This is a genomic window from Nonomuraea deserti (genome assembly GCF_004348685.1).
GTDB lineage: Bacteria > Actinomycetota > Actinomycetes > Streptosporangiales > Streptosporangiaceae > Nonomuraea > Nonomuraea deserti.
Genome location: NZ_SMKO01000195.1, coordinates 1 through 20,594, shown reverse-complemented (window position 1 = coordinate 20,594; position 20,594 = coordinate 1). Strand labels below are relative to the sequence as shown.

Genomic DNA, 20,594 nt, shown 5'->3' with positions numbered 1-20,594 from the left:
GTATAAGAGACAGGGTCAGCGGAAGGTGGCGGCGGTTTCCTCGTCGGCGGGCCAGAACGTCTCGATGGCCAGCTCAGAGACCGTCACGTCCATCGGCGTGCCGAAAGTCGCGATCGTGGTGAACATCGACAGCACCCGGTCACCGGCGGCGATGCGGAGCGGCAGCAGGATGTCGCCCGGCCCCGGCACGTGCGCCACGTTCAGGTCCACGCCCGGATAGGTGTAGGAGGCCAGCTCGTCGTGGAGCTCGGCCAGGCGCCCGTCGCCGGACGTCTCGGCCTGCCTGCGCAGCCGGTGCAGCAGGTGGGCCCGCACCTCGGCCAGGTTGAGCAGCCGCCCGCCCATAGCGTCCGGGTGCAGCGACAACCGCATCACGTTGACCGGCTCCGACAGCAGCTCCGCGGGCACTCCCTCCATGAACACCCCGGCCGCCTTGTTGGCCGCCACCAGGGTCCAGGCGGCGTCCACCACGAGCGCCGGATACGGCTCGTGCCCGGCCAGGATCCTGTCCAGCGCCTGCCGTACGAGGTGCATCTCCGGAGCCCGGACCGCGCGTTCGGGGTAGATCGGTGCGAACCCCGCGGACACCAGCAGCCTGTTGCGGTGCCGCAGCGGCACCTCCAGCTCCTCGGCCAGTTTCAGCACCATCTCGCGGCTGGGCCGGGCGCGCCCGGTCTCCAGGAAGCTGATGTGGCGGGCGGAGACGCCGGCCTCGATGGCGAGGTCGAGTTGGCTCACTCGCCGCCGCTGCCGCCACGACCGCAACAACTCACCAAAAGACTCCTCATGTACGGCTATCGCTCCCATATCCGGAACGTTAGCGCTTGGAGGGAAGGGCGACGATTACGTCCCAGGTCATGCGCGAACGGACCGGAGAGGAGCGACGGGAATCTCCCAGACTTCGGTAACTGTCGGTGGCGCGTGGCACGATGGCCGCAAAGCGAACTTGGGAGCGTGTCATGAGTGACGCAGTGCTCGCGATCGGCACCCGCAAGGGCCTGTTCCTGGCCCGCTCGGCGGGCGGTGGCCCGTTCGAGATCCAGCCGATCCAGTTCTCCACGATCGCGGTGCCCTCGGTGGCCATCGACACGCGCGGCGGCGCCCCCCGGCTGCTGGCCGGCGTCGAATACGGCCACTTCGGTCCGTCCGTCATGTATTCGGATGACCTCGGGCAGACCTGGCAGGAGGCGGAGCAGCCGCCCATCGCCTTCCCCGAGAAGACCGGCGCCACGCTCACCCGGGTGTGGCAGCTCGCGCCCTCGCCCTCCGAGCCCGGCGTGGTGTGGGCGGGCGTCGAGCCGGGCGCGCTGTTCCGCTCGGAGGATCGCGGGGTCACCTACCGGCTCGTCGAGGGCCTGTGGGAGCACCCCCACCGCCCGCTGTGGGAGCCGGGCGGCGGCGGGCTGTGCCTGCACACGATCGTCAACCACCCCGCCGACCCGGCGGTCATGGGGGTGGCCGTCTCGACCGGCGGCTTCTACCGCACGTCCGACGGCGGCCTGTCATGGGAGGCGACCAACCAGAACATCCGCGCCCCGTTCATGCCGGAGGGCAGGCAGTTCCCCGAGTTCGGGCAGTGCGTGCACAAGGTGACCGCCGACGCGGCCAGGCCGGACCGGCTCTATCTGCAGCACCACTTCGGCGTCTATCGCAGCGACGACTTCGGCGGCAGCTGGCACGACATCGGCTCGGCGCTGCCGTCCGACTTCGGGTTCCCGATCGTGGCCCATCCGTCGCGGCCCGACACGATCTTCGTGCTGCCGCTCACGGCCGACATGGACCGCACGCCCGTCGGCCACCGCTACCGCGTCTTCCGCAGCGACGACGCCGGCGAGACGTGGCAGCCCTTCTCCGCGGGCCTGCCGGAGGGGCCGGTTCACGCGACCGTGCTGCGTGACGCGATGACCGCGTCGGAGGCGGGGGTGTTCTTCGGCACGCGCGACGGCGAGGTCCACTGCTCGCGCGACGACGGCGAGACCTGGTCGCTGGTCGGCCGGCACCTGCCCGACGTGCTCACCGTGCGCGCGGCGGTGCTCTAGCCGATGAGCAGACCGGTGATGTTGGTCGTGTTCGTGCTGCCCAGCTCGCTGCGCAGGTGGGTGAGCGGGATGCAGGAGGTCAAGGTCTTCGCGGTCGGCGCCGACCGCGACTCGCCGCCCACCCTGGGTTCGGCCCTCGACATGCTCCGGCGCACGCATCCGCTGCTGGAGGAGCGGCTGCGCGACGAGTACGGCCGCATCCGCAGGCACATCAGCATGATCGTGTGCGGCGAGAACGCCCGCGGGCTGGGCAGCCTCGACTGCGCGCTGCCGCCGGGCGCCGAGGTCTATGTGCTGCCCGCCCTGGCCTGAGCCCGGCACCGGCGGGCGCTCACGGGCAGCCGCGGCCCTCGGCCTCGAAGGCCGCGCGGGTCAGGGGCATGAGCCCCGCCACAACTCCTCCATCTTCTCGGCGGCCATCTCGATCCCGCGCTGCGGGAACGAGGGGAACGAGGGGAACGCGGAGCCGTCACGCCCGGCGCGTAGCGACAGGAAGGTCATCGGGCGGCTTGCGGTCGGGCGCCGGGACGCCAGGAGACGGGGACCAGGAGACGGGGACCAGGAGACGGGGACCAGGAGACGGGGACCAGGAGACGGGGACCAGGAGACGGGGACCAGGAGACAGTACCGGCCGGACTCCTCTTCGCGGGGCCCGCGACCCGGCACCCGCCGTACCACCGAGAGGGGGACGACGGGCGCCGGGCCAGGTCAGCAGCGGCGCGCCGGCCTGGAGCGGGTGACCAGGTCCGTGTCGCCGGCGGTGCCGTCGAGCCACAGGACGCGGGTCCCCTCGCCGGAGGCGAACACGGACTGCTCTCCCCGGTTGCAGGAATAACGCACCGGTTCACCGCCCTCCACGGGGATCTGCAGGAGCTTGGGCAGGTTCTCGTTCACCAGGTCGAAGGCGCCCGGATAGTGGGCGACGGTGGCCAGCTTGTCGTTGGCGTCCAGGTAGAAGGCCTGCGGCGCCCGCGGCCCGTCGGGCACGATCGGCGTCACGCCGGTGCCGTCCGCGCCGGCGCGCATGATGCCCGCGCGCCCGTCGCGGTCGGCGTCGACGAGCCAGAGCAGGTGCCGGGAGGTCAGTGCGGGGACCCCCGAGACGGACGGGGCCGGGCCCGTGGAGGGCGCCTCCGGGATCACGGTCTCCCGGCCGGTGACCAGGTCGTGGACGACGGGGGTGCTGTGGTCCAGCGTTCCCTCGTACCAGACCCGTACGTAGGCGAGCCGGCCGCCGGTGGCCGACGGCTGGTAGCCCTCCACGCCCTCCTCGGCGGTGAGCCTGACCGGGTCGGCGGCGCCCCGTTTCACCCAGAGTTCGGCCTCTCCCGTGTCCGGGTCCAGGGCCGACCAGGCCACGGCGTCACCGGAGACGGCGAGGGAGAGCACGTTGTGGGAACTGTCGTGCAGCACCGTGGACGGCGTGCTCGCGTCGAGGGGGCGGGCGCGGATCTGGAAGCTGTTCGCCTCGGCGTCGTACGACGCCCAGACGGCGCGCTCGCCGTCGGTCGCGGGCAGCCAGTTCCACCGGCCGTCGTCGGACAGGACGGCCGGCCTGCCGCCGCGCAGGCGGCCGGTGACGACCATGGTGGGGCCGGCGGCGTCGGGGGTGGAGTTCGTCACGACGTACCTGTCGCCGGCCAGGGCGGGCGGGTCGAAGGCGTCGGTGAGCCCGTCGATCACGACCTCGGAGTCGGTACGGATGCGCCGCTCCCAGCCGGGCCTGATGCCGTGCCGGTCGAAGGCCCGCCCGATCGTGTGCCGGTCGCGCGCGGACAGCCCTTTGGCGCGGGCCGCCGACTCGACCGCGCGGCGGCCGTCGGTGAAGTCGTCCAGCGGCGTCATGTACTCGGTGAGCGCCTTGTAGACGACCTTGTCGAACCCGGCGCCGAGCTTCTTCCTGACGTCCCAGAGGGCTCCGGAGAAGATCGTGGAGTTGAAGTGCACGCCGCCGCCGTCCTGGCGGAGGGTCAGGCCGACGTAGTCCTTGACGGCGTTCCTGCCGTCGCCGAGGTCGCGGACGGCGCACTCGGCGGGCGGCAGGTTCTTGCACAGGGCATCGCCGAGCAGGCCGGCCTCCGGGTCGCTCATCGCGATGCCGAGCGCGTCGACCTGGATGGCATTGCCGAAGTAGTCGGCCAGGCCCTCGTTCAGCGCGCCGGACTGTCCCAGGTAGACCAGGTCGGCGCTGTGGGTGATCACGCCGTGGGTCATCTCGTGCCCGACGACGTCGAGGCCGGCGGCGAAGGAGTGGTAGTCGGGGCCGCCGCCACCGTAGATCATCTTGGTGCCGTCCCAGAGGGCGTTGGCGAAGGGCGCGCCCATATAGGTGACGTTGACGACGGAGTGCATGGTGCCGCCCGCGCCGTCGAGCCCCTCGCGGCCGAGCGCCTTGTAGTACTCGTACACCTTGCCCGCGCCCCAGTGGGCGTCCACCGCGCCGCTCTCGGCGTGCTCGGGGCCGAAGGCCGGGGTGGGCGACTCGGCGAGCTTGGTGCCGGGCGGTACGCCGGGGTTGAGGAGGCCCTGGACGTCGGCGCCCGCCGCGTCGTAGGTGAGGAGTTCACCGGTGGTCCCGTTCCACATGGGACGGGACCTGTCGCGCAGCTCGTGGCGGCCGTCGGCGCGCTGGTAGGCGTGGAGCTCGACGCTCTCGCCGTGGGCGGTGCGCCCGCCGCCCACGACCGGCCCCTCCATGTGCAGCCGGTCGATCGCGAACAGGGGCCGTCCCGAGTGGGCGTCCACGTACGCGTCGCGCAGGACGGGCCGTTTCCTGACCGGGTCCGCGCCGGTGAGCGTGACGTGCCAGGCGAGCACGCCCTTGCCCGGCGGCATCACGACCAGCTCGCCCGGCACGGCCCTCGTGGCGGCGCGGGCCCTGCGGTCGGTGATGAGACGGGCGCGGGCCAACCCGGCGGCCGTCTGTGCGGTGATCGTGGGTTCGGGGTCCACGTCGAGCTCGGTGTGGAAACGTCCGCCCGCGCCCGTGATCTCTCGCTGGTCGCCGTCGGTGCGGAGGTGCACGAGGTACTGGCCGCCGAAGACAGGCAGGCCACGGTGGCTCTGGGCGAACCTGACGGTCTCGTCCTGGCCGTCGACGACGGTCCGCAGGTGCCGCAGGTCCGCCGGGTCGAGGTGGTAGCGGGGGTCGGACAAGTGCGCCTTGGCCGCCGCCACCGGGTCACCCGCCCGGGCGGGCTCGGACAGCCCGCGGACCTCGGCGGGAGCCCGCGTTCCCGCCCTGGTGTCGATCTCGGGCTGCGGGGGGTCGTCGGCCGACGCGGTCGCGGCCATGGACAGCGCCAGGCATAACGCGGTGGCGACAAGGGTGAGGGGACGCCAGGACACGACACCTCCTGGTGTGGCGAAGCGGTTCCGGCGCCCTGATCATCACAGCGGATTTGACAGCGAGACAAATCACAATTCGATAAATCCGGAAATGTCTCTTATTTCATACATGGCCCATACATGTTTGGTCGAAGGGGCGTGATCTTGATTGCCGTTCGCCGCGTCCCTCGGAACCCCACGTCACAGCCGGTAGATCCGGCGGGCGTTCCCCGAGCCGATCATGTGCGCGATCCTGGCCGCGTCCGCGACGCTCCACTCCCCCGAGCCGAGCCTGGCCCTGAGCGCCGCGCCCATCGCCCGCCGGTAGGAGAGCGCGCCCAGGTAGCCGGTCTCGGCCACGGCGTGGCAACCGGAGCCGAACACCTGCTTGTGGAACGGGGCCAGCTCCAGCAGCTCCTCCACGACCCTGGCCGAGGCGGCGGCGGTGTGCGGGAGCGCGAGCCCGACGTCCACGTAGACGTGCGGGTAGAGGCCGGCCAGGTAGGCGGCCTGGCGGTGGAACGGGTAGCAGTGCAGCAGGATCACCGGCACGGCGGCCGGTTGCAGCGCCCTGACCAGGGCGCCCAGCCTGGCCGGGTCGCTGCGGTGCAGGTCGGGCCCGGATCCGCTGAAGCCGGTGTGGAACTGCACGGGCAGCCCCCGCTCCCTGGCCACGTCGATCGCGATCCACAGCAGGTGGCGCAGCAGGACGGGGTCCGTCAGCGGCTCCTTGGGCTCGGACAGCCGCCGGTTGACCGCCGCGATCACCGAGCCCCTGCTGGGCCGGGACGGGTCGAAGTCGAGGCCGTGGCGCGACCCGATGACCGTCGTGAACCCGACCGCCCTGGCGGCCCTGGCGGTCAGCTCCTCGCCGAGGTCGTCGAGGTAGTCGACGGAGATCTGCGCCGTCCCGGCCACGTCGCGCTCGACGGCCTCGATCCGTACGAGCTCGTCGGCCGCGGCGCCGCCGTGGCGGCCCATCTCGGTGGCCGACAGCAGCTCGCCGTCCTCCCAGGCGCCGGCCGGCTCGGTGTCCACCAGGAAGGCCACCACGCCGGCCGCCGCCAGGAGCCGCCTGTTGACCTCGCCCGCGCCCAGCTCGGCGCGGCGGGCGAGGTAGACGGCGGGCGGCGCGTGCGGTTCGAGGTCGAGCAGCGGCGCGCACCAGCGGCGCACCGCCGCGCCGAACGGCGTGTCGAAGTGGGTGGTGCCGGGCGGCGCCGGGCTGCCGCCCTCGTTGATCAGCAGCTCGAACTCGGCTCTGGTCAGGTCGTCCCGCCGCACCCCGTGACAGTGATGGTCGACGAGCGGGGCGAGCAGCGCGTCGCGCACCGTGCCGGGCAGGTCTGCGGGGAGCATGCGGGAACTCTAGGGGAGCCCCGCACGCTCCCGCGGGCGTTTTACCTACGGCAGAGACGCAGCACGTTGGCGATGACCTTCGCGCCCGCGCCGCCCTCCTGGGTCAGGATCGACTCGGGGTGGAACTGCACGGCGAAACGCCGCCGCTCGGTGTCCTCGATGGCCATGACGTTGCCGTCGGGCGTGAGCGCGGTCGGCGTGAAGCCGACGACGCCGGGCCGCTTGGCGTGCAGCGAGTGGTAGCGGGCCGCGGTGAACTCCTCGGGCAGCCCCTCCAGCAGCGCGCCGTCCCCGAGCCGCGCGACCCGGCCGCGCTTGCCGTGCTCGGGGTAGTCGAGCAGCTCCAGCGTGCCGCCGGCGTGCTCGACCATCGCCTGCAGGCCGAGACAGACGCCGAAGACCGGCAGGTCACGGGCGTAGACCTGGTCGAGCAGCGCCGACATGCCGAAGTCGGTCGGCCAGCCGGGGCCGGGCGAGAGCACCACCAGGTCGGGGGCGATCTCGTCGAGCATGTGGGGCGGGAAGCCGTGGCGCAACGTCGTCACGACGGCGCCCTCCTGGCGGAAATAGTCGGCCAGGGTGTTGACGAAGGAGTCCTCGTGGTCGACGAGCAGCACCTTCATGCCGTGGCCCGGCTGCTCCCTGGTCTCGGCGGCGACCGCCACGCCGGTCCGGCCGACCGCGGCCAGGGCGCCGAGCAGGGCGCTGGCCTTCAGCTCGGTCTCGCGCTCCTCGGCCTCGGGGTCGGAGTCGAACAGCAGCGTGGCGCCGGCCCGCACGGTGGCCACGCCGTTCTTGATCTGGGCGGTGCGCAGGGTCAGGCCGGTGTTCATGGAGCCGTCGAAGCCGATGACGCCGATGGCGCCGCCGTACCACCGGCGGGTGGTGGCCTCGTGGTCCTCGATGAACTGCATGGCCCACGTCTTGGGGGCGCCGGTGACCGTGACGGCCCACATGTGGGTGAGGAAGGCGTCGAGCGCGTCGAACTCGGGACGCAGCCGGCCCTCGATGTGGTCGACGGTGTGGATCAGGCGGGAGTAGAGCTCGATCTGGCGGCGGCCGATGACCTTGACCGAGCCGGGCACGCAGATGCGCGACTTGTCGTTGCGGTCGACGTCGGTGCACATGGTCAGCTCCGACTCCTCCTTGACGCTGGACAGGAGGGTGCGGATGGCCTCGGCGTCCTCGACCGGGTTGCTGCCGCGGGCGATGGTGCCGGAGATGGGGCAGGTCTCGACGCGGTCGCCGCTCACCCTGACGTACATCTCGGGCGAGGCGCCGACGAGATGCTCGCCCTCGCCGAGGCTGATGATGAACTCGTAGGGGGCCGGGTTGCTCTGGCGAAGGCCGCGGTAGAAGGCGGACGGGTCGGCGCAGGTGGCGTGGAAGACCTGGCCGGGCACGACCTCGAACAGGTCGCCGCGCTTGAACTTCTCCTTGGCGGCGGCGACGACCTTGGCGTATTCGCCCTTCTCCGGGTCGGGCGGCACCTGGGCGGGGGCGACCGGGGCCGCGGTGGCGCCCGTCCTGTCGAGGCCGCGGGTGGTGGCGCCGTCGACGGTGAACTCGTAGCGGAACTCGAGGCTGGTCTCGCGCTGCCGGTCGATCACGACGAGCCGGTCGGGCAGGTGCAGCACGAGGTCGCGCTGGTCGTCGGGGCGGACGAGCTCCTGCCGGATCGGCTCGAACTGGAAGGCCAGGTCGTAGCCGAAGGCGCCGTAGAGGCCGAGGTGGGGATCGTCGCCCTTGAAGGCGGCGATGACCTCGCGGATCGCGGTGAACACGGTGGGCCGCCGGCTGCGCATCTCCTCCGGCAGCAGATCTCCGGGATCGCTGCCGGGCTCGGCCACGTGCACCTCGACGCGGTCGGCCGTGGGCTCGCTGACGGGCTTGCCCGCGGCCAGCAGGCAGGAGGCGACGGCGGGCAGCACGACCCTGCCGCGCTCGTTGAGCGCGATCGCCGCGATGTTGCGGCCCTTGGCGACCAGTTCCAGGCAGGGATCGACGTAGCCGAACGCCCAGCGGCTGTAGCGGCCCGGATAGTCCATGCCCGAGGAGAAGGCTCCCCCGCGTCTCTCCCCGAGAGCCGTCACGATCTCTTCGAGCGCCGCCTCGTCCACCTCGCGCGTCTCGCGCTCGACGACGATGCCCCCCGCGGTGGTATATCCGCTCGTCTCCACTTGCTGCCCCTTATCACGTCAACATGATGAGCCCCGGGGGCGGACACGAGAAAGGCCGCCATCCGGGGCGGCCGTCCTTTGAGGAATGCGAAACACGCGCCGCCTAGAAGCGGCGCCACCACTGGAGCTGAGCGTGCTTTCGCATGGGGACAGGTTAGCCCCCTCACCATGATCGCGCAACGCGACCCGCCCGCCTCCGCTCGCTCTCGCCACTATAAATACAGAGCTGTACTGTATTTTAATCTACCGGTCGAGAGGAGACCCGGATGACCGAGACCGAAGCGATCACGATGCCCACCGTGCGCCCCACGCCCTTCGATCCGCCCGAGGACCTGTCCAGGCTGCGCGAGACCCGGCCCATCAGCCCGCTCGCCTACCCCGACGGGCACCGCGGCTGGCTGGTGACCGGCCACGCGCTGGCCCGCGACGTGCTGGCCGACAAGCGCTTCAGCGCCAGGTCGGAGCTGCGGCACCACCCCGTCGAGGAGCCCGGCCAGGGGCCCGCCCAGGCCGCGCCTCCCGGGATGTTCATCTCGACCGACCCGCCCGTCCACACGCGCTACCGCCACCTGCTGGCCGGCGAGTTCACCGTGCGCAGGATGCGCCGGCTCACCGAGCGCATCGAGGAGATCACCACGGCTCACCTGGACGCCATGAAGCGGCAGGGGCCGCCCGCCGACCTGGTGGAGACGTTCGCGATGCCGATCCCGGCGCTGGTGATCGGCGAGCTGCTCGGCGTGCCGGAGGAGGAGAGCGAGCGCTTCCAGGCCCAGGGCGGCAGGATGACGCAGATGGACCTCCCGCGCGAGGAGCGGATCGCCACCTTCCTCGCCCTGCAGGCGCACATGAAGGAGCTGGTCCTGGCCAAGCGGGCCAAACCCACCGACGACATGCTCAGCGGACTGACCAGGAGCGACCTCACCGACGAAGAGCTGACCAACATCGGCTTCATGCTGCTGGGCGCCGGGCTGGACACCACCGCCAACATGATCGCGCTGGGCGCCTTCGCGCTGATGCGCCACCCCGGGCAGCTCGCCGTCCTGCGCGCGGAGCCGGACCGGATCGACCAGATCGTGGAAGAGCTGCTGCGCTACCTCAGCATCATCCCCTTCCTCGTACGCACCGCGCTGGAGGACGTCGAGCTCGGCGGCGAGCTGGTGCGGGCCGGGCAGTCGGTCACCATCTCGATCCCGGCCGCCAACCGCGACCCCGGCCGCTTCCCCGACCCCGACACCCTCGACCTGCTCCGGCCGAGCGGCGGCCACGTCGCCTTCGGCCACGGCGTGCACCAGTGCCTCGGCCAGCAGCTGGCGCGGGTGGAGATGCAGGCGGCCTACCCGGCGTTGTTCGCGCGGTTCCCGTCGCTGCGGCTCGCCGTCGAGCCGGACGAGGTGCCGCTCCGCACCGACATGCTCATCTACGGCGTCCACCGCCTCCCGGTCACCTGGGACCTGGGCTGAGCGACCGGCGCGGCACCTCTCACTAGACTCCTGCGGGCCGCCTGGCCCGGCGGGGCCCCCTTTCCCAGGGCTCCTTTCCCGGGGCCGCCTCTCCCGGGGCCGCCGTTTCCCGCGGGCCGGCGATCCGCAACGGATGACGAGGAGCGACCGACATGACCGACCGCACGACGTCCCCGCGGCCGGCCGGCAGGCCGCGCAGCCAGGAGGCGGACCTGGCCATCCTCACCGCGGCGCTCGACGTGCTCATCGAGCAGGGCGCGAGGCACACCAGCATCGAGCAGGTCGCCAGGCGGGCCGGGGTGACCAGGGCGACGGTCTACCGCCGCTTCGCCGACAAGACCGCGCTGCTGGTGCGGGCCCTGGAGTGGGCCAACCACGACCACGACCCGGCGTTCACCGGCTGGCGGGACATCGACCACATGTTCGACGAGTGGGCCGCCCATCTGGCGGTGCCGCGCAACCGCCGCCTGCTGCGCCGGGTCTACGGCGCCCGTGACGACTACCCGGAGCTGACCACGACGTACCGCCAGGTCAACAGCGGGCGGCGGGCCGCGATGGTCCGGGAGCTGCTGCTCCGCACGCACGAGAGCGGGCGCTTGCCGGCCGGCGTCGATCTGGACGCCGTGCAGGAGGCGCTCAGCGGCGCCGTGCTCCACCACCTGGGCACCCATCCCGACGACGAGAGCGCCGCCGATATCAAGGCCTACTTCCTGCGCATCGCGCGGCAGCTCGGCTGGCGCCCGGCGGGGGCGGAAGGCTAGCTCGGCCGTCCCGAGGAGCGGCGACCGCCCGTCCACCTGCGCGAAGAACGGAACGGACCTGGTCCGGTACGTGGCCTCTATGGCGATATTTCAGCTGATTAGATTACATTTCTTCTCGCAAAGTAACATTTCATGACAAGTCTTGCTTTCCGGACAAGAGCTCTTCACTCTTCTCCACAGAGGCGTAAAGATCACTTCTTTTGTCCTAAGGAGAGCGCGTGCCCCACACCCCCCGTTGGCGTGCGATCCTGACCGGGATCGTCACCGCCGCCGGCCTCCTCGTCCCGCAGGCGGCCGAGGCGGCGCCCGATCCGGGAAAGATCAACTCGATCAAGATCGACACTGTCGTCCGAACGCGGCTGGCGCAGGACGACAAGGCCACCTTCTGGGTCCGGATGAAGGGATCCGCCGACCTGAGCGGCGCCCGCCGGGCCGAGACCAAGGACGCGAAGGCCGAGCAGGTCTTCAAGGCCAAGACCGAACAGGCCACGACGTCCCAGGCGGGCTTACGCAAGCTGCTGGACTCCCAGCACGCCGCGTACACTCCGTACTGGATCGTCAACGCGGTGCAGGTCACCGCGGACGAGAAGCTCGCGGCCGAGATCGCCAAATTACCGGAAGTCGACCGTATTGACCCGATCCGCACCGTCGCGATCCCCAAGCCCACGCCCGGCAAGGCCGAGGCCAGGGTGAACGCGGTCGAGTGGAACATCGACCGGGTCAACGCCCCCCGCGTCTGGAACGAGCTGGGCAACCGGGGCGAGGGCATCGTCATCGCCCACATCGACTCCGGCGCCCAGTTCGACCACCCCGAGCTGGTCGCGAGCTACCGGGGCAGGAACGCGGACGGCACGTTCAGCCACGACTACAACTGGTTCGACCCGGCCGGCGTCTGCCCGTCGCCCGCGCCGTGCGACAACAACGGCCACGGCACGCACACCATGGGCACCATGGTCGGCGCGAACGGCATCGGCGTCGCGCCGGGCGCCCGGTGGATCGCGGCCAAGGGCTGCGAGTCCAACTTCTGCAGCGACGCGTCGCTGATCGCCGCCGGCCAGTGGATGCTCGCCCCGACCGACGCGAACGGCGAGAACCCGCGCCCCGACCTGGCGCCCGACATCGTGAACAATTCGTGGGGCGGCGACGGGTTCGACCCGTGGTACAAGCCGGTCGTCGAGGCGTGGATCGCGGCGGGCATCTTCCCGGCCTTCGCCAACGGCAACGAGGGGCCCGCCTGCCAGACCTCCGGCTCCCCCGGCCAGTACGTCATGAGCTACAGCGCGGGCGGCTTCGACATCGACAACGCGCTGTACCGCAATTCGAGCAAGGGCGCGGGCGAGGACGGGGAGATCAAGCCGAACATCGCCGCGCCCGCCGTCAACGTGCGCTCCTCGACGCCCGGCGGCGCCTACGACACCTACACCGGCACGTCGATGGCCTCCCCGCACGTGGCGGCCACGGTGGCGCTGATCTGGTCGGCCGCGCCCGCCCTCGCGGGTGACGTGGAGGCCACCCGGCCGCTGCTGGACACCACCGCCGTGGACGTCGACGACACCAGCTGCGGCGGCGCGGCCGCCGACAACAACGTGTGGGGCGAGGGCAGGCTCGACACCTTCGCCGCCGTGCAGGCCGCGCCCACCGGGGAGACCGGCGATCTCGAGGGCGCCGTCACCGCGGGCGGCGAGCCGGTGGCCGGGGCGACGATCACGGTGACCGGGCCGATCACCCGGAGCGTGACCACCGGAGAGGACGGCGCGTACGCCATCCCCCGCCTGCTGCCGGGCGACTACGAGCTCAGCGCCGGGAAGTTCGGCTACGACACGGCCACCGCCGCCGTGACGGTCACCGCCGGGCAGACGGCGACCGCGGACGTGACCATGACCCAGAAGGCGTCGGGCGTGGTGTCCGGGACGGTCACCACGGCGGGCACGCCGGAGGCCGGCGCGACGGTGGCGGCCACCGGCACGCCGGTGAGCGCGGTGACCGACGCGTCGGGCCGCTACAGCCTGACGCTGCCGCACGGCGACCACGAACTGGTCGTCACCCCCGTCTCCCACTGCTCCAGCGGCGCGACGGCCGAGGTGACGGTGGCCGGCGACGTGGTCAAGGACGTCGAGCTGCCGCTGCGCGGCGACAACTTCGGCTACACCTGCGCGATCGGCGCTCAGGCGTACGTGGCGGGCGCCGAGAAGCTGGCGCTGACCGGCGACGACGAGGCCCAGCAGGTGACGCTGCCGTTCGCGGTCCCGTTCTACGGAACCGGCCACACGAAGGCCTGGATCGCCACGAACGGGTTCGCCACCTTCGCCGCCGACCGGGTGACCGCCGCCGGCAACGGCACGCTGCCGGCCTCGGGCACCCCGAACAACGCCGTCTACCCGTACTGGGACGACCTCAAGGTGGACGACCAGGGCGGGGTCTACACGGCGGTGACGGGCACCGCTCCCAACCGCACGTTCGTCATCGAGTGGCGCAACGTCACCTTCTACAACGACACGGACCAGCGGCTGTCGTTCGCGGCGCTGCTGGGCGAGAACGGCTCGATCGGCTTCCGGTACAAGGGCGTGGACAGCGAGCGCGAGCAGGGCGCCAGCGCCACCGTCGGCGTGGAGAACGCCGCGGGCGACGACGCGCTGCTCTACTCCTACCAGGAGACGGTGCTGTCCACGGGGCAGGCCCTGACGTTCACGGCCGGCAGGCACGGCCTGGTCACCGGGGCGGTCACCGACGCCAACGACGGCGAGCCGCTGGCCGGGGCGACGGTGAAGGTGGGCGACGTGGCCACGTTCACCACGGGCGAGGACGGCCGGTTCTACGGCCAGTTGCTGGCGGGCGACTACGAGGTCGAGGTGTCCAAGGAGCACTACGGCACGTTCATCCAGCCGGTGACGGTCGCGCCCACGGTGGTGACGTCGATCGACACGGCGCTGGTCACGGGACGGGTGAGCGCGTCGGCCGCCGAGCTGACCGTGGTGCTGCCGGCCGGAGCCACGCGCACCCGGACGCTGGAGCTGACGAACCTGGGCTCGCCCACGCCCTACACGGTGACGGGCGGCGAGTGGTTCGCCGTGACGCCGGCGGAGGGCGAGCTGGCCAAGGGGCAGTCGGTGGAGCTGGAGGTGACGGTCTCCAGCGACGGCGTCGTGCCCGGCGCCGCACGCGAGGGGACGCTGCTCGTGAAGTCGGCCAGCGGCCGCCAGCCGACCATCGAGGTCGCGGTGACGGTCGTGGTGCCCAAGCACCAGGTGGCGGTCGACGTGGGCGGCTCCAGGAACGTGACCGACGACGCCGGTGACGTCTGGACGCGGGACAGGAAGTACGTCGCGGGCGGTCACGGCTACGTCGCCGACCACAGCCGGACGCGCAGCACGTCCAGGACCATCCGCGGCACCGGCGAACAGTCGCTGTTCAGAACGGCCAGGGAGGGCATGCTGGAGTACCGCTTCGACGGCGTGCCGGCGGGGACGTACACCGTCGAGCTGGACTTCGCCGAGATCCGCAACATGCAGATGGGCCGGCGGGTCTTCGACGTGCTCGTCGAGGGCCAGCTCGCGATCCCGGCGCTCGACCTTGCCCTGGAGGCGGGCACGTACACGGCCGTGTCCAGGCAGTACACGGTGAAGGTCACCGACGGCCAGCTCAACGTGCGCTTCGCGACGCGGGAGGGGTCGACGCTCGTCAACGCCGTCCGCATCTCGGAGCGTCCGGACAAGGCGGTCCCGTAGCGGCGACGCCCACCTGAGAACCGGCGCCCGCCCCGCGTGCGGGGCGGGCGCTTCCACCCCCGGGTACCACCTCCGGGGCCGCTTCTGTTACTGGTAAGTACATGAGACGTGTGCGGCTCCAGCGTGATCTTCCCGTGCCGATGCCGGACGGCGTGACGCTCCTGGCCGACCACTACGCTCCTGCCTCGGGCGAGCGGGCCCCCGCCATCCTGATGCGCTCCCCGTACGGCCGGCGCGGCTGGCTCGGCCTGGTCTACGGCCGTGGTTTCGCCCGGCAGGGCTTCCACGTCGTCATCCAGAGCTGCCGCGGCGGCTTCGGCTCCGGCGGCCTGCTCGACCCGCTCGGCGACGAGCACGACGACGGCCTGGCCACCGTGGCGTGGCTGCGCGAGCAGCCGTGGTACGGCGGCTCGTTCGCCATGTTCGGCCCCTCCTACCTGGGTTACACGCAGTGGGCGATCGCCCCCTACGCCGGGCCGGAGCTGAAGGCCATGGCCACGCAGATCACCGCCTCCCAGTTCCGTGACGCCGCCTACGTGGGCGGCGCGTTCGCGCTGGAGTCGGCGCTGAGCTGGACGACGCTCACCGACGGCCTGTCGCGGCGGTTCGGCGGCGCCTCGGTGCTGACCGCGCCCCGGCTCACCCGCCGGGCGGTCCTGTCGGGCCGCCCGGTGGCCGAACTGGACGTGGTCTCGGCCGGCCGGCCGCTCCGCTTCTACCAGGACCTGATCGCGCACCACGAGGACCCGCACGTCCCCTACTGGGAGAAGCGTGACTTCTCCCCCAAGGTGGGCGAGGTGGAGGCGGCGGTCACGATGCTGGGCGGCTGGTACGACGTCTTCCTCCCCTGGCAGCTCAAGGACTACGCGGCCCTGCGGGCGGCGGGACGGCGGCCCTACCTGACGATCGGGCCGTGGTACCACATCGACGCCCGGCACGGGCGTCCCACGCTGGCCGAGGCGACGGCCTGGTTCCGCGCGCACCTGCTCGGCGACTACTCGAGGCTGCGCCCCGACCCGGTGCGGATCTACGTGACGGGTGCCGGGCAGTGGCGCGACCACTCCGACTGGCCGGTCCCCGGGATGCGGGAGCAGCGCTGGCACCTGCAGCACGGGTTCGGCCTCGGGGTGGAGAGCCCGCGCGAGGCCGAGCCCGATCGTTTCCGCTACCACCCCGCCCACCCGACACCGGTGATCGGCGGGCCCGTGCTGCTCGGCGACTCGAGGCCGCGCGACCAGCGGCGGCTGGAGCAGCGCCGCGACGTGCTGGTCTACAGCTCGCCGGCGCTGAGGGAGGCGGTCGAGATGATCGGCCCGGTCCGCGCGGAGCTGTTCGTACGGTCGAGCACCCCGTACGTGGACGTCGTCGTGCGGGTGTGCGACGTGCACCCGGACGGGCGTTCGATCAACGTGTGCGAGGGCGTGCGCCGCCTGGGGCCGGGCGAGGGCGACGGCGTGCGCAGGGTGGAGGTGGACCTGTGGCCGATCGCGCATCGTTTCGGGCGCGAGCACCGGATCAGGCTGCACGTGGCGGCCGGGGCGTACCCGACGATCGCCCGCAACACCGGCACGGGTCACCCGCTCGCCGCGGGCGGCGCGATGGTGCCCGCCGACGTCGAGGTGTTCCACTCCCCCGAGCATCCCTCCGCCGTGGTGTTGCCGCTGTGCGCGCCTCACGGTTGATGTCGCTGGTCCTGCTGCTGCAGGGCCGGGGCGGGATGACGGCGGCCGAGCTGGCCGCCGAGCTGGAGGTCTCGGAGCGGACCGTGCACCGGGACGTGCTCGCGCTGTCGGAGGCGGGCGTGCCCGTCTACGCCGACCGGGGGCGGGGCGGCGGCTACCGGCTGCTCGACGGCTACCGTACGCGGCTGACGGGGCTGGACAGGGCGGAGGCGGAGGCGCTGTTCCTGTCGGGCGTGCCGGGGGCGCTGCGGGAGATGGGGCTGGCGGAGGTCGCGGCCACGGCCCGGCTGAAGGCCGCGGCCGCCCTCTCCCCCGCCCTGCGCGACGCCCCGGTGGTCGCCGCGCAACGTTTCCACCTGGACGCGCCCGGCTGGTTCGCCGGCGACGACCCGCCGCCGGCCGCGCTGGGGCCGCTGGCCAGGGCCGTGTGGAGCGACCGCCGCGTCCGCGCCGTCTACAAGGGCGCCGCCCGCACGCTGGAGCCGTACGGGCTGGTGCTCAAGGCGGGGACCTGGTATCTGGCCGCCCGGCGCGCGACCCGGTTCCTCATCTTCCGGGTGCACCGGTTCGGCGAGGTGACCGAGCTGGCCGAGCCCTTCGACCGTGACCCGGACTTCGATCTGGCCGCCTTCTGGTCCGGCCGGTCGGCGGAGTTCAGCCGCTCGCTGCTCAGGGACGTGATCACGCTGCGGCTCACCGAGCGCGGGGTGCGGATGTTGCGGCACGTCGCCGACCCGGCCGCGGTCGACGACGCGCTCGCCTCGCTCCAGCCCGACGGCACCGTGCGGCTGGCGGTGGAGTCGACGCAGGTGGCGTACTCGCAGGTGCTGCGGTTCGGGCCGGAGGCGGAGGTGCTCGACCCGCCGGAGCTGCGCGCGATGCTCGCCGACGCCGCCGCCCGCATGGCGGAGTTGTATGGCCGCTGAGCGTCAGCGGTAGGCCTCCCAGCCGGCGCCGCCGCCCTTGTCGAGGACCTCGGTGATGTAGCGCCACACCTGGGGGCGGCTGCCGTCCACGTCGGTGACGCCGTACGCGTCGGCCAGCTCGCCGCTCTCCACAGATCGGCCCGACCAGCGCGCCTTGTCCGGGTCCTGGGCGAGCGCGGCCACGCCTCTGCCGATGTAGGCGGGCGTCTCGGAGACCATCCAGGCGCGCTGGTGATCGCTCTCCATCGTCGCCTCCCGCCAGGTGTCCTCGGTGACGCCGTAGTGCTCGAGCATCGCCTCCGAGCGCAGGAAACCCGGCGTGACCACCACGGCCGTGCCGCCGTACGGGCGAAGTTCGGTGGACCAGGCGAACGCCAGCCGGTTCACCGACCACTTGGCCAGGTCGTAGTAGACGTTCTCCCGGTAGTGGGTCTCGTTGTAGGCCCGGGTGCCGTCGGTGACCTCCACCACGAGCCCGCCCTCGTTCCTGACGAGCAGCGGGAACAGGTGCCTGGCGCTGATGATGTGGGTGTCGATGGCCAGCCTGAGCAGGCGCAACCCCTTGTCCAGGTCGTGCTTCCAGACGGGCGTGTCCCACTCCCACAGGTGGTCGCCGCCCCACACGTCGTTGACCAGCACGTCGAGCCGGCCGTGGTCGCGTTCGACCCGCGCGGCCAGCGCCGCCACCTGCTCGGGCACCAGGAAGTCGGTCTGGACGGGGATGCCCGTTCCGCCGGCCGCGGTCACCAGCTCGGCCGTCTCCTCGATGGTCTCCGGGCGGTCCATCTCGGAGCGCCCGGCGCGGGTGCTCCTGCCCGTGCAGTACACCGTCGCCCCGGCCGCGCCCAGCTCGACCGCCATGCCTCGTCCTGTTCCGCGGGTCGCCCCCGCCACTATGACAATCATGCGGCCGATCGTCGCGCGAAAAGAGGACGTCTCTTGTCATGTTTTCCGGCGAACCGTTCAACGCAACGGAACGACCGCTCAGCGCTCGGGTCTCCCGGTCGCGGCGCACCTGTCACTAGGGTCGGTACGGGCGACGTGACCTTCCCGTGCCCGGGCGTCCCAGATGCCGGGAGCCCCGCCGATATTTAGGCCAAACCGTAATATTCCGGACGTTGGGTTACATATCCCCGCAAAGTTACTCTCCCTCTGCTGACCATTCGTCAGGAGCCTGTCACAAGCGGCTCCGATCCATTCATCGGAGGGTCGATGACTACCGGGGAACCCGGGCAACCACGCACTGACCGCAGCCCATGGAACTGGCTGCTCGTCGTGCCGATCGTGCTGCCGCTGCTGACGTTCCTGTTCAACGCCGACGAGCCCCGCGTGCTGGGCTTCCCGCTCTTCTACTGGCTCCAGCTCGCCTTCATCGTGGTGGGCGTCACGTGCACCACCATCGTCTACAGGATGACCAAATGAGCGGGCACGTGACCGAGCTGGTCGTCTTCACACTGCTGTTCGTCCTCGTCAGCGGGATGGGATTCGTCGCCTCGCGCTGGCGGCGGCCCGACGACCTGGCCAGCCTCAAGGAATGGGGCCTCGGCGGGCGCAGCTTCGGCTCATGGATCACCTGGTTCCTGGTCGGCGGCGACCTCTACACCGCCTACACCTTCGTGGCGGTGCCCGCGCTGGTGTTCAGCGCCGGCGCCCTGGGCTTCTACGCGCTGCCGTACACGGTGGTCGTCTATCCTCTGGTGTTCCTGGTGCTGGCGCGGATGTGGTCGGTCTCGCACGTGCACGGGTTCGTCACGCCGGCCGACTTCGTACGGGCCAGGTTCGGCTCGCCGACGCTGGCACTGGCCGTCGCGATCACCGGTCTCGTGGCCACGATGCCGTACATCGCGCTGCAGCTCGTGGGCATCGAGGCGGTGCTCAAGGCCATGGGCATCACCGGCCACCTGCCGATCATCATCGCGTTCGCGATCCTGGCGGCGTACACGTACCAGTCGGGGCTGCGCGCGCCCGCGCTGATCGCGTTCGTGAAGGACGCGCTCATCTACATCGTGATCCTGGCCGCGGTCATCTACATCCCGTCGCGGCTGGGCGGCTGGGACTCCATCTTCGACGCGGCCAAGGCCAAGTTCGAGGCCACGCCGGCGCAGGGTGACGGCTACATCCTCAACGCCGGCAACCAGCTCCAGTACGTGACGCTGGCGTTCGGCTCGGCGCTGGCGCTGTTCCTCTACCCGCACAGCCTCACCGGCGTGCTGGCCTCGAAGAACCGCAACGTCATCAAACGGAACATGTCGGCGCTGCCCGCCTACAGCTTCGTGCTGGGCCTGATCGCGCTGCTCGGGTTCATGGCGATCGCGGCGGGCACCAAGCCGGTCGTCGGCGAGAACGGCAAGGCCGACGCGAACACCATCGTGCCGGTGCTGTTCGACCAGATGTTCCCCGACTGGTTCGCGGGCGTCGCGTACGCCGCCGTCGGCATCGGCGCGCTCGTCCCCGCGGCGATCATGTCGATCGCGGCGGCGAACCTGTTCACCCGCAACATCTACCGCGAATACGTGAACAAGAACGCCACCGACTCCCAGGAGGCCAAGGTCTCCAAGATCGTGTCGCTGGTGGTCAAGGTGGGCGCGGTGCTGTGCATCCTGCTGCTCGACCCGCAGTTCTCGATCGACCTGCAGCTCATCGGCGGCGTGGTCATCCTGCAGACGCTGCCGTCGGTGGCGCTGGGGCTCTACACCCGCTGGTTCCACAAGGGCGGCCTGATCGCGGGCTGGGCGGCCGGCCTGGCGGCGGGCATGTGGATGCTCTACCTGATCCCCAACCCGGCCAGCGGCAAGGCGCACTTCGGCGGCTCGGCGTTCGGGCTGTCGAACCTGGGCTTCGACACCAAGATGACGGTCTACGCCGGGTTCCTGGCGCTGATCGTCAACCTCGTGGTGGCGGTGCTCGGCACGCTGCTGTTCCGCGCCGCGAAGGTGGCCGACGGCGACGACGCGACCAGGCGCGACGACTACTTCGCCGACGAGGGCGAGCCGAAGGTCAAGGACCTGGACCTGACCGGTTCCCACTGACGCGACGGCGTCACGGCCCGCCCCCCCATCGCCTGCGGGGGGCGGGCCGGTCCATGTCCGGAGCCGGGTGCGCCCCGAGGCCCGGTCCCGTGTCCGGGGCCGGGCG

At 71.6% G+C, this 20,594-nt stretch carries 15 protein-coding genes; 9 read left to right on the top strand and 6 right to left on the bottom strand.

The features are described 5' to 3' along the window. Window positions 1-15: 15 nt before the first annotated feature. Window positions 16-807, bottom strand: a complete 792-nt coding sequence (locus E1292_RS41605) for a helix-turn-helix domain-containing protein (RefSeq protein WP_132604747.1) — start codon at window positions 805-807, stop codon at window positions 16-18. Window positions 808-959: 152 nt separating this feature from the next. Between E1292_RS41605 and E1292_RS41600 the strand changes: the two genes are divergently transcribed. Both E1292_RS41600 and E1292_RS41595 read left to right on the top strand, forming a co-directional pair. After that, on the top strand, window positions 960-2,039 hold the full coding sequence (locus tag E1292_RS41600) for a WD40/YVTN/BNR-like repeat-containing protein (protein ID WP_132604745.1): 1,080 nt from the start codon (window positions 960-962) through the stop codon (window positions 2,037-2,039). Window positions 2,040-2,042: 3 nt separating this feature from the next. Further along, window positions 2,043-2,351 (top strand): ubiquitin family protein, encoded by a 309-nt coding sequence (locus E1292_RS41595; protein ID WP_201761224.1) that lies wholly within the window; start codon window positions 2,043-2,045, stop codon window positions 2,349-2,351. Window positions 2,352-2,411: 60 nt separating this feature from the next. Here E1292_RS41595 and E1292_RS55265 read toward each other — a convergent pair whose 3' ends face one another. The 4 genes from E1292_RS55265 to E1292_RS41580 form a co-directional block, all read right to left on the bottom strand. Further along, on the bottom strand, window positions 2,412-2,540 hold the full coding sequence (locus E1292_RS55265) for a hypothetical protein (RefSeq protein WP_281284136.1): 129 nt from the start codon (window positions 2,538-2,540) through the stop codon (window positions 2,412-2,414). Between the two features lie 207 nt (window positions 2,541-2,747). Further along, window positions 2,748-5,387, bottom strand: coding sequence for a M4 family metallopeptidase (locus E1292_RS41590; protein ID WP_132604743.1), 2,640 nt, complete (start codon window positions 5,385-5,387; stop codon window positions 2,748-2,750). A 180-nt stretch (window positions 5,388-5,567) separates the two neighbouring features. Beyond that, window positions 5,568-6,725 (bottom strand): amidohydrolase family protein, encoded by a 1,158-nt coding sequence (locus E1292_RS41585; RefSeq protein ID WP_132604741.1) that lies wholly within the window; start codon window positions 6,723-6,725, stop codon window positions 5,568-5,570. Between the two features lie 41 nt (window positions 6,726-6,766). Beyond that, window positions 6,767-8,905 carry an anthranilate synthase component I gene (locus E1292_RS41580; RefSeq protein WP_132604739.1) on the bottom strand — a complete coding sequence of 713 codons (2,139 nt, stop codon included), beginning with the start codon at window positions 8,903-8,905 and terminating at the stop codon, window positions 6,767-6,769. 266 nt (window positions 8,906-9,171) lie between these two features. On the opposite strand from E1292_RS41580, the gene E1292_RS41575 reads away from it, so the two are divergent. From E1292_RS41575 to E1292_RS41555, 5 genes are all read left to right on the top strand, one after another. Continuing rightward, window positions 9,172-10,365, top strand: coding sequence for a cytochrome P450 (locus E1292_RS41575; RefSeq protein WP_132604737.1), 1,194 nt, complete (start codon window positions 9,172-9,174; stop codon window positions 10,363-10,365). Between the two features lie 152 nt (window positions 10,366-10,517). Then, window positions 10,518-11,126, top strand: coding sequence for a TetR/AcrR family transcriptional regulator (locus E1292_RS41570; protein ID WP_132604735.1), 609 nt, complete (start codon window positions 10,518-10,520; stop codon window positions 11,124-11,126). Between the two features lie 218 nt (window positions 11,127-11,344). Further along, a complete protein-coding gene (locus E1292_RS41565; RefSeq protein ID WP_132604733.1) occupies window positions 11,345-14,851 on the top strand; it encodes an NIDO-like domain-containing protein in 3,507 nt (1,168 codons plus the stop codon). Between the two features lie 101 nt (window positions 14,852-14,952). Beyond that, on the top strand, window positions 14,953-16,533 hold the full coding sequence (locus E1292_RS41560) for a CocE/NonD family hydrolase (RefSeq protein ID WP_181958383.1): 1,581 nt from the start codon (window positions 14,953-14,955) through the stop codon (window positions 16,531-16,533). Then, window positions 16,515-17,459, top strand: a complete 945-nt coding sequence (locus tag E1292_RS41555) for a helix-turn-helix transcriptional regulator (protein WP_181958382.1) — start codon at window positions 16,515-16,517, stop codon at window positions 17,457-17,459. The genes E1292_RS41560 and E1292_RS41555 overlap by 19 nt, the downstream gene beginning before the upstream one ends. A gap of 3 nt (window positions 17,460-17,462) precedes the next feature. Here the strand turns inward: E1292_RS41555 and E1292_RS41550 are convergent, their stop codons facing one another. Continuing rightward, window positions 17,463-18,365 carry an SDR family oxidoreductase gene (locus E1292_RS41550; protein ID WP_132604731.1) on the bottom strand — a complete coding sequence of 301 codons (903 nt, stop codon included), beginning with the start codon at window positions 18,363-18,365 and terminating at the stop codon, window positions 17,463-17,465. Between the two features lie 306 nt (window positions 18,366-18,671). Between E1292_RS41550 and E1292_RS41545 the strand changes: the two genes are divergently transcribed. Beyond that, window positions 18,672-18,881 carry a DUF3311 domain-containing protein gene (locus E1292_RS41545; RefSeq protein WP_132604729.1) on the top strand — a complete coding sequence of 70 codons (210 nt, stop codon included), beginning with the start codon at window positions 18,672-18,674 and terminating at the stop codon, window positions 18,879-18,881. Continuing rightward, window positions 18,878-20,488 (top strand): monocarboxylate uptake permease MctP, encoded by a 1,611-nt coding sequence (gene mctP / locus E1292_RS41540; RefSeq protein WP_132604727.1) that lies wholly within the window; start codon window positions 18,878-18,880, stop codon window positions 20,486-20,488. The genes E1292_RS41545 and mctP overlap by 4 nt, the downstream gene beginning before the upstream one ends. The last annotated feature ends 106 nt before the right edge of the window (window positions 20,489-20,594 follow it).